A 16,469-nucleotide genomic window follows, 5' to 3' on the forward strand; every position below is an offset into this window, starting at 1 on the left:
AAGTAGATCAGCCGCCGTTTCCGGCGGGGCGGCGACGCGGCTGCCTGTAGGATTGGCTCCAACTGATGCCAAGGATCAGCATCAGCAGGGCGGCGACTGCCGGGATTTGCAGGCTGAAGTCGAAGCGGGCATGCACGCCGACCAGGGCCAGCGTCCCCAGCCCGAGCGCCGGCAGCGTGCGGTCCCGCTGCCGGCGCCGCAATCCCAGGATACAACTGACGGCAACGGCCACACTCAGCCCCAGCAACAGCAGACTTGCCGGCAGCCCGATCTCGAACAGCAACTCCAGATAATCCTGGTGTCCGCGGTCAAAATGGGCGGCTAGACGGGTGTCACGGTAGAGGGAGAATGCCGGCTCGAAGGCACCGCGACCCATTCCGGTCCAGAGGGAATCGGGGACGGCCTCGATCATGATGTCTGCCGCGGCTGACCGCAGCGGATCGGCGATGCCATGCCAGCGCAGCCGTGTGGCCAACCCGTCGGCACTGACCGCGACAACGGCGAGGCTGGCCAGAATGATGGCTCCGGCACGCAGCGCCCGGGCCATTGTCAGGCCGCGCGCGGCCAGATCGGCCAACACAAGCACTATCATTCCGGTCAGGGTTGCGGCGATCCCGGCGCGCGATTTCGTCAGCAGTACGGCGGACAGCGTCAACATCAGGCACACCGCCAGCGGCAGCGAGCGGTTGAGCAGATGCCGGATCAGCCGCAGCCTGCGCTCCGGTGCCGGCAGATGCGGTGCAGTGCTGGGCAGAGCCGCCAGGAGCCAGCTCATCCAGCACAGGGCGGAGAGGCCGGCATAGGTGGCGAAGGAATTGCGGTTGATGAAGGTGGAGGTCAGCGCATCCCGGAAACCGGTCTTCTCCACCCAGAGCACCAGGGGGATGCCGGCCAGGTACATCAACATGCCATAGGCGGCATAGGCAAGGCCGATGAGGGCTGTGCCTTGGACCAGCCGCCAAGCCTGCTCCCGCTGCCGGGCCAGATCCGCTGCGGCCAGAAAGGTGCAGCCATAGGCCAGCCAGCGGATGAGCGCCTCGGCCGTCCGGTCGGGGGCCACGGACAGGGTTCCGGCCTGGGCCAGCCCGGTCTGGCCCACGCCCCGGAAATAGTCGCCGGCCAGGGAGAAAACGGGATGGATGCCGGGAAGGCCGGGAATGGCCTGCGCAGCGATCCAGAGAGCCAACAGCACGAAGCCCATTCCCAGCATCGACAATGTCCGCAGCTGGGGTGATGTCCAGGGGATCACCCGCCCGGTCCGTTGCCATGCCCCGGACACGGTCTGCACGGCCAGCAGCGTGCCGATGGCCGCCGCATACAGGCTCCAGGCGGCGGCGCCCACGCCACCGAAGGCGAGGGGCAGCAGGCCGGTGGTCAGCAGCAGGCACAGGACGGGAAGGGCAGGCATCAGCAGCTCCGGGCCACCGCGGTTTTCCTTGCTGCCCCGTGGAGCGGCAGGGTACCTCTTCCATCATGGATGAAACGTTGTGTTGTGGGTGATGGCATGGAATTCCCCTATGGCGCAACATTCTTGGCGGCGAGCCATCACTGCCCTGGGCCATCAAGCTGTGTTGAAGCCTGTTCTGGCTGCGCCCGTCTCGGGTCCCCGCGCATCCGATCCCAAGGGCGAAGCGAGGGATCATGCTGACCCGTCTGCGGCAGTTCCTCCGTCCGTCCTGGCGGATGTTGCCTGCGGTTCCCCCCGGTCTCCGCCTGTACGCCATCGGTGACATCCATGGCCGCTGTGATCTGCTCCAGCGTCTGCTGGTGCGGATCGCTGCCGATGCCGCGGGATTTTCCGGGCGGACCCATCTGGTCTTCCTGGGCGACTATATCGATCGCGGTCTGGAGTCGGCCGGGGTCATCGAGTACGTGCTCCAGAGGTTGGATCTGGATGCTGCCCCGGTCTTTCTCAAAGGCAATCACGAGGCAGCCCTGCTCGACTTCCTGACCGACCGTACCGTCGGACGGAACTGGCTGGCCTTTGGTGGAGACGCCACCCTGTTGAGCTACGGTGTACCGCCGGATCTGGTGCAGCGGCCGGGCGATTATCGCGCGCTGCAAGCCGCATTGCACCAGCGGCTGCCGCCGGCACATCTGGCATTTCTGTCAGGATTGCGCCTTCAGCACCATGTCGGGGATTACCTCTTCGTCCATGCGGGAATCCGGCCCGGTGTGGCGCTGGAGCGGCAGAGCGAGGCGGATCTGTTGTGGATACGTGATCCGTTTCTACAGAGCCGGGCCAGACACGGGGCCATGGTGGTCCATGGGCACAGCATGACGGAATGGCCGGACGTGCGCGACAACCGTATCGGCATCGATACCGGCGCCTTCGCCACCGGCCGGCTAACGGCCCTGGTGCTGGAAGGTCAGGAGCGCCGCTTCCTCCATACCTGATCCGCGCCTTGTCCGTCGTTTCCGTATAATCTGCCCCGGACCGCCGGCGCTGTGGGGGGCTGGCCTTCGGATGGGGCCTGGCCGGCGGGCCAGCGACAGGCCGGCACGGGTCAGTAGGCATCCAGTTTGAACACCACCAGCAGCGTCCGCAGCAGGATCTTCAGATCCAGCATCAGCGACCAGTTCTCCACATAGATCAGATCCAGTTCGACACGCTGGTTCAACTCTTCGGCATCGTGGACCACGCCGCGGCTGCCGCTGACCTGGGCCAGGCCGGTTATGCCCGGCTTGACGCGCTGGCGGGCCATATAGCGGCGGAGTTGCTGCGAGAATAGTTGGTCATGGGCGATGGCATGGGGCCGGGGGCCGACCAGGGACATGTCACCGCGCAGCACGTTCAGCAGTTGCGGCAACTCATCCAGGCTGCTGGCACGCAGGATGCGCCCAACCCGGGTCACCCGCGAATCCCCAGGTACCGCCTGGGTCACATTGCCGGAGCAGGACGCCTCCCAGGTCATGGTCCTGAACTTCCAGACCCGGAAATGCGCGCGGCCGAAACCGACCCGCTCCTGCAGGAAGAAGACCGGGCCTGGGCTGTCCAGACGGATGGCCAGGGCGATCAGCAGCATCAGCGGGCTGAACAGCAGCAGCAGGAGCGCGGCCCAGATCAGATCCGTCATGCGCTTGACCAGCCGCTCCATCTCTGTCAGGGGCGGCCGGGCCACCACCTCCATGACCGGCATGCCACGACCACGGGCGGTATTGAGCGTCCGGCACAATGTACAGAGGGGAGGGGCCACCAGCACTTCCGCCGGCAGGAAGCGGAAGGTCTGAACATAGGCGTCGAAGGCCGCCATATTGTCCAAGGGCGGCGCCAGGATCACACAATGCAGCGGCTGCCGCGCACAGCCCTCGACGATGCCGTCGGCAGCCTGCTGCAGGTCGGCGTCCCCCGCCAGGGGGATGGTGTCCAGCGTGAGCTGTGGGTCCAACCCGTGCAGGACCTGCACCAGATCGGCACAATTCGACGCCGGTGCGATCAGGATACCCCGGCGGTGCAGCAGGCCGCGTTCCAGGGCCCAGCCATGTATGGCCTCAAAGCCCAGCCGTGATATGCCCAGGGCCACGCACCCCACCAGCCACCAGGAGAACATCCACAGCCGTGACGTGTCATCCGCGGTCTTGCTAGCATAGCAGAGAACGATCAAGCCGGCGATCGTCAGGCTCCAGGCGCCGAGCAAGCGTCCCAGATGCCACGCGCGCCCCCGTCCCCTGGCGTCATCATACGCGTTGAGCGGGCCGGCCACCCCCAGATGCAGCAGCAGGGCCAGGGCGACCATCACCCCCTGGTCCGATGAATGGACGAGCGTCCCGAAGCGCAGCCAGGCCGCCAGTCCCGCGGCCAGCATCAGCAACAGCATGTCGGTCAGCCGGTTCAGCAGCGTCAGGATCTGCGGTGACCAGGTGTACCGGGCCGGTAAGGCCGGCGTGGCGGCAGCCGGAGGCTGCGCCGTGATGTCTGAGATGCCCGCCATTGCTTGCTGCGCAACCAAGGGGTGATGATGTGGATGGCGCAACCTTATATCTGGGGCGTGCTATTTGTCTAACATTTTCGACTTTTTGTAGAAAATGCCGACCGTCAGGCCGTTGCCAGGGCCTGACGGATCGCTGTCGGTCCAGCGCGGCCCAGCACGGCATAGGCGTGGGCGAGGCTGCGGCGGAAGGTGGCGTTTCCGGCCAGGGACGGAGGGAAGATGCCATCGACAGCGAGGAACCCGGCCACATCCGCGTCCACCCCGGCACCGCAGCGCCGGGCAATGGACAACAGCCGGTCGGCCAGCGGATCGACCAGTGTCGCGCCGCTGGCCGCCGTGCCGCGCAGGACATGCAGCCATCCTGCCACCGGCAGACACAACCGATGGATATCCGCCCCGTCCTTCAGCCGGTCAGCCACCGTGCCCAGCAGGCGGAAGGGCAGCTTCTGCGACCCGTCCCAGGCGATCTGCGCCAGACGATGACGGATGCCGGGATTGGCGAACCGGTGGAGGATCGCGTCGATATAGGCGTTCAGGTCGAAGCCGGCCGGCGGCGTCACCGTGGGCAGGATGTCCTCCCGCATCAGCCGGTTCAGGAAGCGGGCGAAGACCGGATCGGCCATGGCATCGGCCACCGTTTCATGCCCGGCCAGCAGGCCCAGATAGGCCAGGGATGAATGCGGCCCGTTCAGCAGACGCAGCTTGGCCCGGTCGAATGCGGCGACATCGCCGGTCAGGGTCACGCCCACGGCGGCGAAGTCCGGGCGGCCATTGCAGAAGCGGTCCTCCACCACCCATTGGCTGAAGGCCTCGCGCTGGATCGGCCACGCATCGGTCAAGCCCGTGGCCGCCGCCGCCCGCGCCCGCAGGGCATCGTCGGTGGCCGGCGTGATGCTGTCGATCATGGTGTTGGGAAAGGTGGCGTGCTCGCCGATCCAGCGGGCCAGGGCGGGGTCGTGCTCGCCGGCGAACTGGATGACGGCCTGACGCAGCCGGGTGCCATTGTCCACCAGATTGTCACAGGAGACCAGGGTGACGGGGGGCAGCCCCGCCGCGCGGCGTCGGCGCAGGCCTTCCACCAGATAGCCGATGAGGCTGACCGGCCTCTCCGGCGCCGCCAGATCACGGCGGATGTCGCGATGGGCGGCATCCAGGTCGCCACCAGCGGTCAGGCAGTAGCCTTTCTCCGTCACCGTCATGGTGACGATGCGGGTGGCGGGATCGGCCAGCCGGCGCAGGACAGGCTCCGGATCGTCCCGCGCCGCCAACAGTTCCTTCAAGCTGCCGATCACGCGCCAGGACGGCGTCTCGTTCAGGATCGCCAGGGTATAGAGCCCGTCCTGCGGTGCCAGCGCTGTGCGCACGCCGGAACTCTGCAGGGAGACCCCGCTGATGGCCCAGTCGCCGCCATGGGCAAGCAGGTCGTCCACATAGACAGCCTGATGGGCACGGTGGAAGGCGCCGGGTCCGAAATGCACGATGCCGATAGCCGCCGCCGTGCGGTCGTAAGCCGGGCGGATCATGGATGCCGGAAGGCGGGGCAGGGTGCCGTTGCACAGGCGTGGCGCCGATATGCCGGGCCGGGAAGCGGTCACAGGGTCACTCCATTCTTCCAGATGGCGATATCGCGCTGGCCGGCCAGTTCGTTGCGGGTTGGCTGGCCGGAGGCGGTGGTCAGGATCAGGGTCTGGAGGGCATCGGCCGCCTGCTCCATGGTCTGGCCCTGCAGCAGCATGCCGGCATCGAAATCGATCCAGTGCGGCTTGCGGGCGGCCAGGTCCGGGTTTGAGGCCAGCTTCAGTGTCGGCACGGGAAACCCCAGCGGCGTACCGCGGCCCGTCGTGAACAACAGCAGGGTGGCGCCGGCCGCTGTCAGGGCAGTGGAGGAGACGGCATCGTTGCCGGGGGATTCCAACAGGGCCAGACCCGGACGATGGATCTGCTCCCCATAGCGTAACACCTGCGTCACGGCTGTCCGGCCCCCCTTCTGCACCGCACCCAGGGATTTCTCCTCCAGCGTGGTGATGCCGCCGGCGATATTGCCGGGGGACGGGTTCTCGTAGACAGGCTGGTTGTGCTCCAGGAAGTACTGCTTGAAGCCATTGACCAGTCCGACAATGCTGTTGAACACCGCCTGGTCGGCGGCCCGCCGCATCAGCAGTTCCTCTGCTCCGAAGATCTCGGGGATCTCGGCCAGTACCGGTGTACCGCCGGCCAGGGCCAGCCGGTCGGCGATGCGCCCCACCAGTGGATTGGCTGTCAGGCCGCTGAACCCGTCTGAGCCGCCGCACTTCAGGCCGATGACCAGATCGGAGAAGGCGCAGGGGCTGCGCCGATCCTGCTCGGCCTGGGCAACCAGGGCCTCCACCGCGGCAAGCCCGTCCTCGACCTCGTCCGCCGCCGTCTGGGCGGTGAAGGCACGGATGCGGCTGTCACGTCCGATCTGGTCCAGCAGCCGGTCAAGCTGATTGGATTCGCAGCCCAGCCCCAGGATCAGCACGCCGCCGGCATTGGGATGCCGGGCCAGGGCCGCGATCAGGTCGCGGGTATGGGACAGGTCGTCCCCCAACTGCGAGCAGCCATAGGGGTGGGGGAAGGCGTGGATGCCGTCCACCCGGCCGGCAAAGCGTTCCGCCGCCAGCGTGGCGATGCGTTCCGCCGTGCGGCCGACACAGCCGACGGTACACAGAATCCAGATCTCGTTGCGGGTACCGACGCGCCCATCGGCCCGGCGATAGCCGAGGAAGCCCGGCCGGACGGGGGCCGCCGTCGCCGCCGTCGGGATATCCGGTTGGTACCGGTACGCCAGCGTACCGGACAGGCGCGTGCGCACATTGTGGGCGTGGACATGGTCCCCAGGGGCGATTTCCCGCGTGGACAGCCCGATCGGCCAGCCATATTTGTGCACCGGGACCCCGACGGGGATCCGGCGGAGCGCCAGTTTGTGGCCTCGCGGGATCTCGGCCGTCGCGGTCACCTGGACATCGCCAAGCGTCACCTGCTCGCCGGCAGCGATGGGGCAGATGGCGACGGCCACATCGTCGCGCGGGTCGATGCGCAGGGCCGGCCCGGTGGGGGCGGCGTGGATGGTCATGCAGCGTCTTCCCTCCCGATTGCCCACGGGCGGTCCAGCCATGGGCGAGGGCTCTTTTTGTCCGCCAGTCATTTCTACGGCCGGCGGCAGGAACCCTGTTGTAAATGACACCGGTTACCGTTACAGTCAAAACCATTAAGACGCAACTGCCGCGAAAGACCGTGGAAAGACGGCGGGCGGTGGCGCAAGGGAGGATCAGGGTTTACCGGGCGGGTTCGCGGATGGGGGTGCCCACGACCAAAGTCCCGCTCGACAACAGGTCCCTGTCATATCCCCTTCGCAGGCACCGGTGCCGGGGCGTCGCGGCTGCGCACGGTCGTCAGCACGGGGCAGCCGTGTTGAAAGAAGGCTCCGCCGAGAGCAGGGGCTGCATGGGGAGGGGGCCATGTACGAGAACAGGATCACGGGACTGCTCTATATCGCGCCCTTCCTGCTGGGACTGGTGATGTTCACCCTGTTCCCCTTCGTCTCGTCGCTGCTGCTCAGCTTCACCGATTACCAGCTGCAGGACCCGGTTTCGGCAGCCCATGCCATTGGGCTGGAGAACTATCGGCAGATGGTGGGCGACCGCACCTTCCGCCATGCCTTGGGAGTGACGCTGCTCTATGTCTTCGCCACGGTCCCGCTGAAACTGGCCTTCGCCCTGTTCATCGCCTTTGTGCTGAACTTCAAGCTGCGGGCCATCGGCTTGTTCCGGACCGCCTATTACATCCCCTCCATCCTGGGCGGCAGCGTCGCCATCGCTGTGCTCTGGCGCTACGTCTTCGCCGGTGACGGGCTGATCAACCAGGCACTGGGGGCCGCGGGCATCAGTGCGGTCAACTGGCTGGGCGATCCCGCCTATGCCCTGACCACCATCGTGCTGCTGCGGCTGTGGCAGTTCGGCTCGGCCATGGTGGTGTTCCTGGCCGGACTGCAGACCATCCCCACCGATCTTTACGAGGCGGCAACGGTGGACGGAGCCGGCAAGGCCCGCATCTTCTTCACCATCACCCTGCCGCTGCTGACGCCGGTGATCTTCTTCAACTTCGTCATGCAGATCGTCCAGGCCTTCCAGGAGTTCAATGGCCCCTACATCATCACCGGCGGCGGACCATTGAAGTCCACCTATCTGCTGCCGCTGATGATCTATGACGAGGCGTTCAAATATTTCAATGTCGGCTATGCCAGTGCATTGTCCTGGACGCTGTTCCTGATCGTGGCCCTGTTCACGGCCCTGGCTTTCGGCTCGCAACGCTACTGGGTCTTTTATGGCGGCGAGCGGGGGGAGCGGACATGAGCGCCGGGCAGATCCACAGCCAGCGCCTGGGCTCCGCGCTTCCGGCCGCGCCCGGCCGGAAGCGCCCGGTCATGGTCCAGCGGGCGGGCCGCACCGCCCAACGCGGACGCGTCAACGTCCTGCTCCGCTATGCCGTGCTGACCGCGGTGGGGCTGGTGATGCTCTATCCGCTGCTGTGGATGGTGTCGGCCGCCTTCAAGCCGAACCATGAGATCTTCACCTCCGTCGGCCTCTGGCCCCATGCTCCGACGCTGGATGGATTTGCCCGCGGCTGGCAGACCGGGACCGAGTACAGCTTCACCACCTATTTCGCCAACACCTTCGCCATCATCATTCCCAAGGTGGTGTTGACTTCCGTCTCCTCGGTGCTGGTGGCCTATGGCTTCGCCCGCTTCGCCATTCCGGGCAAGCGGCTGTGGTTCGCCCTGCTGATGGCGACGGTGCTGCTGCCGAAAAGCGTGCTGCTGATCCCGCAATATCTGATGTTCCGGCAGTTTGGCTGGCTGGACAGCTTCCTGCCGCTCTATGTGCCCTGCGCCTTCGCCACCGAGGGCTTCTTCGTCTTCATGGTCATCCAGTTTCTGCGCGGTATTCCGCCGGACATGGAAGAGGCCGCCATGATTGACGGCTGCAACAGCATGCAGATCCTTGCCTATGTCGTGGCTCCGGTGGTGATGCCGGCGGTGATCTCTGTCGCCCTGTTCCAGTTCATGTGGAGCATGAACGACTTTCTCTACCCGTTGATCTATCTCTCCAGCGTCGAGAAGTATCCGGTCGCGCTGGCCTTGAAGATGGCCATCGACGTAACCGAAGCCACGGCCTGGAACGAGGTGCTGGCCATGTCCACCATCGCCCTGGTCCCGTCGCTGTTGGTGTTCTTCCTGGCCCAGCGCCATTTCATCGACGGTGTCACCGCGGGCGCGGTCAAGGGGTGACGCCCATGCCGAATATCCTGTCGGTTCTGCTGTCCGCCCTGTTCCTTCTGCTGGTCGGGCCGGCACTGTCACAGACGGCCTCACCCACGGCACAGCCCCCGGTGGCTCTGCCATCGGCCATGGACACGCCCCCCATTGAACTGCGTATGTCCTGGTGGGGCGGCAACGACGTCCATCGGGCCCAACTGAAGGCGTTGGACCTGTTCGAGCGGCGCCACCCCCATATCCGCGTCAAGGCGGAATACACCGGCTGGGCCGGGCATCTGGAACGGCTGACCACCCAGATCGCCGGCGGCACGGCGCCGGATCTCATGCAGATCAACTGGAACTGGCTGAAACTGTTCTCCCGCGATGGGCGGGGCTTCTATGACCTGAACCGGCTGGCCGGCACGCTGCGCCTGGACGGGTTCGACCGTGATGCGCTGGCCATGTCCACCATCCAGGGCCATCTCAACGGGTTGCCGCTGAACATGGCGGCGCGACTGTTCTGGTTCAACAAGACCACCTTCGACAAGGCTGGCCTGACCGTGCCCCGCAGCTGGGACGAGCTGATGGCGGCAGGCCCCCGCTTCCGCCAGCGCCTGGGGCCGGACTATTACCCGCTGGACGTCAATTTCCAGGATCTGACGGCTATCGCCTACAGCTGGATCGTGCAGCACCGCAACCGGCCCTTCATCGATGAGGCGGCGGGGCGGCTGGCGCTCAGTCGAGACGACATGGTGGCCATCGCCCGCCTCTACACCCGCATGGTCGAGAACCATGTCATTCCCGATGCGCGTGAACGGGCGGCCTACGGCAATGTGCCGCCGCAGGAGATGCGGCCCTGGATCACCGGGCGCTATGCCGGCACCTACCAGTGGACCAGTGCCATCGGCAAATATGTGGACACGCTGGAACCGGGGCAGGAGGTGGTGCTGGCCCCCTATCCGTTGCTGCCGGGGGCAGCTTCGGCCGGGCTGCTCTACAAGCCGGCCATGCTGTTCGCCATCAACCGGGAGACGCGGCATCCGCGTGAAGCGGCTCTGCTGCTGGACTTCCTGATGAACGATCCGGAGGCGGCCCACATTCTCGGACTGCGCCGTGGCGTGCCGGAGAGTGCCGCCGCCGTGGCCGCCCTGCGGCAGGAGGGGCTTCTGCATGGGCTGGCCTGGGAAGGGCGGCAGCAGATCGCCGGTCTGCCCCGCACCATTGCGCTGACCGGTTGGTTTGAACATGCCCGCGTGCGTGACGGCTTTCAGGATATCTTCGAGGCGCTGGGCTATGGCCGCATCGACGCGGAGGAGGCCGGCAAACGCATGGATGAGGACATCAACGCCATCCTCGCCCGGGTCATCCGGTGACGCCATGACGCCGTCCTTGCACCAGTCCCCCGGGCTTCGCCGGACCATGTCCGCCCAGGATCTGGCCGGGGACGGCCGCCCGCCGATCTGCTTCGAGCCAGTGGAGATCGTGTCCGTGTCCCAGCCCCGTCCCGCAGCCGCCGCTGTGTGTACCCTGTCCGCCTTCGGCGCCCAGGTGGAGCCGTTCCTCACCGGCTATCTCGCCCGCTGGACGCCGTACAAGGAGAGCTGGAATTATGAGGATGGCTGTATCTTCAAGGGCTGCCTGGACCTGTTCCAGGCCACCGGCCGGACCGATCTCTTCCGGTTCGTCGAGCGGGCCGTATCGGACCGTATCGCCGCCGATGGCGGCATCCGGGGCTATGACCCGGACGAATTCAACATCGACAACATCAATCCCGGGAAGGTGCTGTTTCCCCTGTTCACCGCCACCGGTGACGGGCGTTACCGCGCCGCCATGGACCGCCAGCGGGCGCAGCTGGACCGACATCCCCGCACCCGGTCGGGCAATTTCTGGCACAAGGCCATCTATCCCTGGCAGGTCTGGCTGGACGGGCTCTACATGGCCCAGCCATTCCAGGTGTCCTATGCCCGCCTGACCGGCGAGGCGGCCCGGCTGGCCGATGTGCTGGCCCAGTTCGCTGTCGTGCGGCAGGTCCTGCGCGACCCGGCCAGCGGCCTCTACGTCCATGGCTGGGATGAACGGGGGGCTGAGCGCTGGAGCGATCCGCAAACCGGGCGTTCCCCCCATGTCTGGGCCAGGGCCATGGGCTGGTTCGCCATGGCCATTGTGGATTGTCTGGAACCCTGGCCGGGGGAGCGGATGGACGGGCTGGAGCCGCTGGCCGACCTGCTGGTGGAGGTGGCGGCGGCGCTGGAGACGGTGCGCAGCCCGGCCGGCCTGTGGTGGCAAGTGGCGACCCATGGCGGGGCGACGGGCAATTATGAGGAAAGCTCCGCCAGCCTGATGATCGCCTATGCCTTGCTGAAGGGGACGCGGTTGGGGGTGCTGGCGCCGCGCTATGCCACCCTGGGCCAGACGGCGGTGCAGGCCGTGATCGACCGCCATCTGCGTGCAGACGCGCTGGGTGGCATCTGCGGCGTGGCCGGGCTGGGCAACACGCCTTACCGCGACGGCAGTTACGACTACTATGTGTCGGAGCGGGTGGTGGCCAACGATCCGAAAGGCGTCGGCGCCCTGTTCATGGCCCTGGCCGAGGCGGTGCAGGGCGTGTGAACCCCGGCTCCGCGTCGTCGCGCGGTTGCTGCGGCGCTGGTCAGCGCCGCACATCCAGGCCGGCACCCTCCAGCAGCGCCTGCACGTCGGCCTCCGATACCAGATTGGCATCACCGGGGATGGAGTGCTTCAGGCAGGCGGCGGCCACGGCGAAGTCCAACGCCGTCTGATCATTGAAGCCGCGGAGCAACCCGTGCAGCAGGCCGGCGGCGAAGGCATCGCCGCCGCCGATGCGATCGGCGATTCCCGACAGATCCCTGGGCGTTGCACGCACCAGACCGCTGCGGGTCGCCATCTGCCCGCCCAGGGACTGGTCATCAACGCTGGCATGGCCACGGGTGGTTGACACCAGCCGGTGCAGCCGGGGGAAGGCGTCGAAGGCGGCACCGGCCGCGGCCTGGAAACGGGCATCCGGCGGCAGGGCGGAGAAGTCGCGGCCCAACAGCAGGGCCACATCCCGCTCATTGCCGAAGATCAGGTCGGCGGCTGCGGCCATCCGGTGCAGGATGGCCGCGGCATCGCCGCCGCGGGCCTGCCACAGCTTCGGCCGGTAATTGCCATCGAAGGAGATGGTCAGACCGCGGGTGCGGGCGGCCTCCATCGCGGCCATGGCAGCGGCTTCGGCCCGGCTGCTGACCGCCGGCGTGATGCCCGACAGATGCAGCCATGTCGCCCCTTGCAGCAGATGATCCCAGTCATAGCCGGCCGGATCGGCCAGGGCGAAAGCGCTGTCCGCCCGGTCATAGAGAATGTCGGAGGGGCGCAGCACCGCTCCCACCTGCAGGAAATACAGGCCCATGCGGCCTGCCCCGGTGCGGACACCGCCGACATCGACCCCATGGCGGCGCAGCTCGCCCAGACAGGCGGCTCCCAGGGCGTTGTCCGGCAGGGTGCTGACCATGGCCGCGCGCTGCCCGAGCCGCGCCAGCGACACAGCCACATTGGCCTCGGCTCCGCCGAAACAGGTCTGCAGCTGCGGACTCTGCAGCAGCAATTCGCGTCCAGGAGCCGTCAGTCGCAGCAACAGCTCTCCGAAGCAGACCACCTTTGCGTCCATATGTCTCTTCCTCCCTGGGCCGGTTACGGGCAGTCGCAACAAATTCTTCACGTCCCGGTGCTTGATCCGGCGTCGCCGAAGAGATAGCGCATTTGCCCGGACTGCGCCATTGCTACCGGTGTCATATCGTGATTGAGTCGTCAGGAATGTCCGATGTCGTTGCCTGCCTCGTTATCTCAACATGGCGGAATCACCGCCGCGTCGCGTCTTGATAATCACAAACATCGGGGGGATGGGATGCTCAAGGTCTTCCAGAACGGGCGCAGCCTGTGCGCCGGGGATATTGGGCAATGAAGACGGTCAATGTGCACCTGACGGTGCGGAAGACAGTGGGCAAGACGAAGTCCCAGCCGGTCCGTCCGACCGGGGCGGTGGCGGACAGCCTGGCCGAGCGGTTGAAGCGTGTCCTGTCGGCTTCGGCGGCGGTGGCTGACATCAGTTTCGACCGGCCGACCCTCGCCACCGGCAATCAGGGCCGCGGCTGACACAGCCATCACGTTCCCTGCTGGATGAACGGGACCTTGGCGAACAGCCGGCGTTCGTCACCGCGCGGATCAGCCACAAGGCCGGACCGCGTGTTGATGACCAGGGTCGCCCGATCCGGCAGCGTATAGGGCTGCCAGCGGGGGATGGCGGCACAGTTCGGATCGCCGCTGCGGGCGAAGGCGATAAAGGCCTCGCTCATCTGTGTTGCCACCCGGTGCGCGTCACTGCCGGTGCCCGTGATCGAGCCGGGCTTGTCGCAATTGTCGAAGACCAGGGGAATGTCCAGCATGTGCGGGGCGCCCCATTTGCCGCCATCCCGGGGAGACGGCCAGTCCAGCTGGTAGACAAAGGCCGGCGCGCCCTGCTGGGCCCGCAATTCCGCCTCGATGACGGCGGCGCGCCAGGACCGGCCCGCCGTGGTCGCGGCAAAGAACACATCGCTGGGGCTGTAATGGGGGTAGAGACGGCGATAGACGCTCACCACCGTCTCTGGCTCGATGTCGACCCGCATGGCCGGTGCCAGCTTCAGCGGCAATTGTTCCCAGGTCAGATCGAAAGTACTGGGGTCGGACCCGCCGATCAGGTTCCGCGTCTCGTCCCGGGTATTGCCGATGATCATGGGGATATCGGCGGACTGGGCAGGGGCATCGGGATAGAAGGGGTGGCGTGGCAGGTTGCGCTCATCCAGAACCGGCCCGAAATAAAGCGGGCCGCTGCCGATGACCGGATCGGTGGTGGACAGGCCGGCGAGCAGCCTGTCCTGCGGCAGGGTCAAAAGCCGTGGCGTCTCATCCGGCTGCAGCCCAAGGGCATTCAGGAACGCCATCGTTCTCCGGGTTGCATTCAACGGACCCGAGGCCGTCACCTGCTGTCCGCTCATGGTAGCGACGCGGTGGAACAGGCCCATGGCCGCCGGCATGGCCATCAGGGTGGCGATCTTGGCGCCGCCACCGGACTGGCCGAACAGCATGACATTGCCCGGATCGCCGCCAAAGGCGGCGATATTGTCCCGGACCCAGCGCAGGGCCAGGACCAGATCCAGCATGCCGGCATTGCCGGATGCCTTGAGGGCGTCCGGAACGCCGAGGCGGGCGAGATAGAGATAGCCGAAGGCGTTCAGGCGGTGATTGACCGTCACCACCACCACATCGCCGCGGCGGCAGAGACGGGTGCCGTCATAGAGCGGGCTGCTGCCGGAGCCATGATTATAGGCGCCACCATGGATGTAGACCATGACCGGCCGCCTGGCGCCATCGGCCAGACCGGGTGTCCACACATTGACGAACAGACAATCCTCCGAAACCGGCACATCCGCCCGTGACTGGGGAGATGCCGGACCGTAATCCAAGGCGTCGCGCACATCGCTCCAGGGCTGCGGCGGCAGTGGTGGCTGGAACCGGCGGGTGCCGGTATCGGCGCCGTAGCGGACCCCCTTGAAGCAGTGGATGCCATCCGCGGTGATGCCGCGGACCTTGCCGGCGCGCGTTACGGCCACCGGGTCGGGTGCCCGGGCCAGGGCCGGCGCGCCGGTCGCCAGGATCAGCCCGGCGGCTGCGCTTTGCAAAGCCGTTCGCCGGCTGATTCCGGTGCTTGCGGAGTCCGGCGTGGAAGCGGGGGCAGCAACGCTCATCTCGGGTCTTTCGCTTGAAGCTGGGGAGCCAGCCCGGTCGCGGCCAGCCGGCGATAATGCGCCTCGTCAAACCTGCCACCGGTGGCAATTCTGATGCGGGGCAACCCTGGGATCGGTTCGGCTAGAACAGCTGTCGCCGTTTTGCCCAGTCATGGAACAGGAGTGGCCATGCGGCGACAGGGCGGTCTTCGAGGCCACGCAGGCCGAAGCCATGGCCGCCCTCTTCGAACAGATGCGCTTCGGTCTGGACGCCAGCCCGACGCAATGCGGCCAGCATGGACAGGCTGTTTTCCACCGGCACGGCTTTATCGTCCATGGCGTGCAGCAGAAAGGTCGGGGGCGTGTTCAAGCTGACACCGGTGTCAGCGGCGTAGGCCGCAATGCGGTCCGCCGACGGACTTTCCCCCAGCATGGCACGGGCCGATCCGGGATGCGCCGCTGGGCCGCCCATCAGGATCACGGGATAGACCAGACAGGCGAAATCCGGCCGGGCGGAGACCGAGTCGGCAGTATCGACCGGCGCATAGACCCGGTCTTCGAAGCGCGTGGACAGACGGGCGGCCAGATGGCCGCCGGCGGAGAACCCCTGGACACCGATACGGGCGGGATCGAGGCTGTCAGCAGCAGCGCGGCGCCGGATCAGGCGCAACGCCCGCTGTGCATCCTGCAAGGGCGCGTCGGGGCCGGCCGCCCAACCATCGCCTGGTAGCCGGTAAAGCAGGACGAAGACGGTGACACCCCGCCCGGACAGCCAGCGGGCGGTCTCAAAACCCTCCTTGTCCACGACCACATGGGCGTAGCCGCCACCCGGGATCAGCAGCATGGCCGCGCCATTGGGGTGGTCGGGCCGGAAAACGGTCAAGGTCGGCCGGGTTACCTGACGCACAGCCCGGTCGCGCAGGTTCCAGGGATTCTCACGGTCGACCGTGGTCTGGGTGAGCGATCGTGTTGTCGGCCCTGGCGGTTCATTGGGCCACAGGGCCAGACTTTCCAACGGGTCGGGACCGCTCAACGGAAAGGTCGCGGACGTCGCAGGCAGTGACCCGGCCACGGCCGCAAAAGCGCCGCCGCGCAGCAAAGCCCGCCGCCGAATCGACGGGGATACAGGCTGCTCCATCTCGGTTTTCCTCCCTTTCATTTTTTCATGGAGAATGCGGCAGGGGAAGAAGGGGGGCAAGCCTTTCCACCGCAGGCAGGATTTGGATGAAGTCCCCACCCCGGTTGTAAAGACTTATGACCGGACAGAACAGCAATCGGCGGTCTATACTTGACGGCTCTTTGCCGTTGGGGGATTACAGTCTAACCCGTCACCGTGTCCGACCGGCCATGACGAAATGCGGCTCCAGAATCATCGAGGCTAGACCCGTGCCGAAGCAGAATTACATTTTCACCAGTGAATCCGTGTCCGAAGGTCATCCGGACAAGGTGTGCGACCGGATTTCCGATGCGGTGGTTGATCTGTTCCTGGCGCAGGACCCG

14 protein-coding genes are annotated in these 16,469 nt (G+C 66.5%); 7 read left to right on the forward strand and 7 right to left on the reverse strand.

What is annotated here, in order from left to right; all coding sequences use genetic code 11:
* Positions 1-7 precede the first annotated feature (7 nt).
* Entirely contained in the window at positions 8-1,408 is a 1,401-nt protein-coding gene (locus DK368_RS19915) for an O-antigen ligase family protein (RefSeq protein ID WP_114395737.1), read from the reverse strand.
* Positions 1,409-1,641: 233 nt separating this feature from the next.
* On the opposite strand from DK368_RS19915, the gene DK368_RS19920 reads away from it, so the two are divergent.
* Positions 1,642-2,397, forward strand: coding sequence for a metallophosphoesterase family protein (locus DK368_RS19920; protein ID WP_193552323.1), 756 nt, complete (start codon positions 1,642-1,644; stop codon positions 2,395-2,397).
* 110 nt (positions 2,398-2,507) lie between these two features.
* On the opposite strand, the gene DK368_RS19925 is transcribed toward DK368_RS19920, so the two are convergent.
* The 3 genes from DK368_RS19925 to DK368_RS19935 all read right to left on the reverse strand — a co-directional run bounded on the left by DK368_RS19925 (position 2,508) and on the right by DK368_RS19935 (position 7,026).
* Positions 2,508-3,932: an exopolysaccharide biosynthesis polyprenyl glycosylphosphotransferase gene (locus tag DK368_RS19925; protein ID WP_114395738.1), complete on the reverse strand. Its 1,425-nt coding sequence runs from the start codon at positions 3,930-3,932 to the stop codon at positions 2,508-2,510.
* A 104-nt stretch (positions 3,933-4,036) separates the two neighbouring features.
* Positions 4,037-5,527: a mannitol dehydrogenase family protein gene (locus DK368_RS19930; RefSeq protein ID WP_240002585.1), complete on the reverse strand. Its 1,491-nt coding sequence runs from the start codon at positions 5,525-5,527 to the stop codon at positions 4,037-4,039.
* Positions 5,524-7,026, reverse strand: coding sequence for a UxaA family hydrolase (locus DK368_RS19935; RefSeq protein ID WP_114395740.1), 1,503 nt, complete (start codon positions 7,024-7,026; stop codon positions 5,524-5,526). Before DK368_RS19935 ends, DK368_RS19930 begins: the two co-directional genes overlap by 4 nt.
* A 385-nt stretch (positions 7,027-7,411) precedes the next feature.
* Between DK368_RS19935 and DK368_RS19940 the strand changes: the two genes are divergently transcribed.
* From DK368_RS19940 to DK368_RS19955, 4 genes are read left to right on the forward strand one after another with little or no spacing between them, the layout of a single operon-like run.
* On the forward strand, positions 7,412-8,305 hold the full coding sequence (locus tag DK368_RS19940; protein WP_114395741.1) for a carbohydrate ABC transporter permease: 894 nt from the start codon (positions 7,412-7,414) through the stop codon (positions 8,303-8,305).
* Entirely contained in the window at positions 8,302-9,240 is a 939-nt protein-coding gene (locus DK368_RS19945) for a carbohydrate ABC transporter permease (RefSeq protein ID WP_205028315.1), read from the forward strand. Before DK368_RS19940 ends, DK368_RS19945 begins: the two co-directional genes overlap by 4 nt.
* Before the next feature lie 5 nt (positions 9,241-9,245).
* Complete coding sequence (locus DK368_RS19950) at positions 9,246-10,580, forward strand: ABC transporter substrate-binding protein (RefSeq protein ID WP_114395742.1); 1,335 nt, start codon at positions 9,246-9,248, stop codon at positions 10,578-10,580.
* A gap of 4 nt (positions 10,581-10,584) precedes the next feature.
* The gene (locus DK368_RS19955; protein ID WP_205028317.1) at positions 10,585-11,817 is read left to right on the forward strand and encodes a glycoside hydrolase family 88/105 protein; all 1,233 of its coding nucleotides are present in this window, start codon (positions 10,585-10,587) and stop codon (positions 11,815-11,817) included.
* Between the two features lie 40 nt (positions 11,818-11,857).
* Here DK368_RS19955 and DK368_RS19960 read toward each other — a convergent pair whose 3' ends face one another.
* Positions 11,858-12,874 (reverse strand): sugar kinase, encoded by a 1,017-nt coding sequence (locus DK368_RS19960; RefSeq protein ID WP_114395744.1) that lies wholly within the window; start codon positions 12,872-12,874, stop codon positions 11,858-11,860.
* A gap of 290 nt (positions 12,875-13,164) precedes the next feature.
* On the opposite strand from DK368_RS19960, the gene DK368_RS19965 reads away from it, so the two are divergent.
* Positions 13,165-13,359, forward strand: coding sequence for a hypothetical protein (locus DK368_RS19965; protein WP_114395745.1), 195 nt, complete (start codon positions 13,165-13,167; stop codon positions 13,357-13,359).
* 8 nt (positions 13,360-13,367) lie between these two features.
* Here DK368_RS19965 and DK368_RS19970 read toward each other — a convergent pair whose 3' ends face one another.
* Both DK368_RS19970 and DK368_RS19975 read right to left on the reverse strand, forming a co-directional pair.
* Positions 13,368-14,924, reverse strand: coding sequence for a carboxylesterase/lipase family protein (locus DK368_RS19970; RefSeq protein ID WP_240002586.1), 1,557 nt, complete (start codon positions 14,922-14,924; stop codon positions 13,368-13,370).
* A 187-nt stretch (positions 14,925-15,111) separates the two neighbouring features.
* Positions 15,112-16,002: an alpha/beta hydrolase gene (locus DK368_RS19975; RefSeq protein ID WP_205028319.1), complete on the reverse strand. Its 891-nt coding sequence runs from the start codon at positions 16,000-16,002 to the stop codon at positions 15,112-15,114.
* Positions 16,003-16,316: 314 nt separating this feature from the next.
* Between DK368_RS19975 and DK368_RS19980 the strand changes: the two genes are divergently transcribed.
* A partial coding sequence (locus DK368_RS19980; protein WP_420818913.1) for an S-adenosylmethionine synthetase N-terminal domain-containing protein occupies positions 16,317-16,469 on the forward strand: 153 nt, incomplete at its 3' end.

This window comes from Oleisolibacter albus (assembly GCF_003336875.1).
In the GTDB taxonomy this organism is placed as follows: domain Bacteria; phylum Pseudomonadota; class Alphaproteobacteria; order Azospirillales; family Azospirillaceae; genus Niveispirillum; species Niveispirillum album.

What these genes read in the sequence shown, in the direction of transcription:
- DK368_RS19915 (WP_114395737.1), bottom strand. Translation starts at nt 1,408, where the DNA reads ATGCCTGCCCTTCCCGTCCTGTGCCTGCTGCTGACCACCGGCCTGCTG.
- DK368_RS19920 (WP_193552323.1), top strand. Translation starts at nt 1,642, where the DNA reads ATGCTGACCCGTCTGCGGCAGTTCCTCCGTCCGTCCTGGCGGATGTTG.
- DK368_RS19925 (WP_114395738.1), bottom strand. Translation starts at nt 3,932, where the DNA reads ATGGCGGGCATCTCAGACATCACGGCGCAGCCTCCGGCTGCCGCCACG.
- DK368_RS19935 (WP_114395740.1), bottom strand. Translation starts at nt 7,026, where the DNA reads ATGACCATCCACGCCGCCCCCACCGGGCCGGCCCTGCGCATCGACCCG.
- DK368_RS19940 (WP_114395741.1), top strand. Translation starts at nt 7,412, where the DNA reads ATGTACGAGAACAGGATCACGGGACTGCTCTATATCGCGCCCTTCCTG.
- DK368_RS19945 (WP_205028315.1), top strand. Translation starts at nt 8,302, where the DNA reads ATGAGCGCCGGGCAGATCCACAGCCAGCGCCTGGGCTCCGCGCTTCCG.
- DK368_RS19950 (WP_114395742.1), top strand. Translation starts at nt 9,246, where the DNA reads ATGCCGAATATCCTGTCGGTTCTGCTGTCCGCCCTGTTCCTTCTGCTG.
- DK368_RS19955 (WP_205028317.1), top strand. Translation starts at nt 10,585, where the DNA reads ATGACGCCGTCCTTGCACCAGTCCCCCGGGCTTCGCCGGACCATGTCC.
- DK368_RS19960 (WP_114395744.1), bottom strand. Translation starts at nt 12,874, where the DNA reads ATGGACGCAAAGGTGGTCTGCTTCGGAGAGCTGTTGCTGCGACTGACG.
- DK368_RS19965 (WP_114395745.1), top strand. Translation starts at nt 13,165, where the DNA reads ATGAAGACGGTCAATGTGCACCTGACGGTGCGGAAGACAGTGGGCAAG.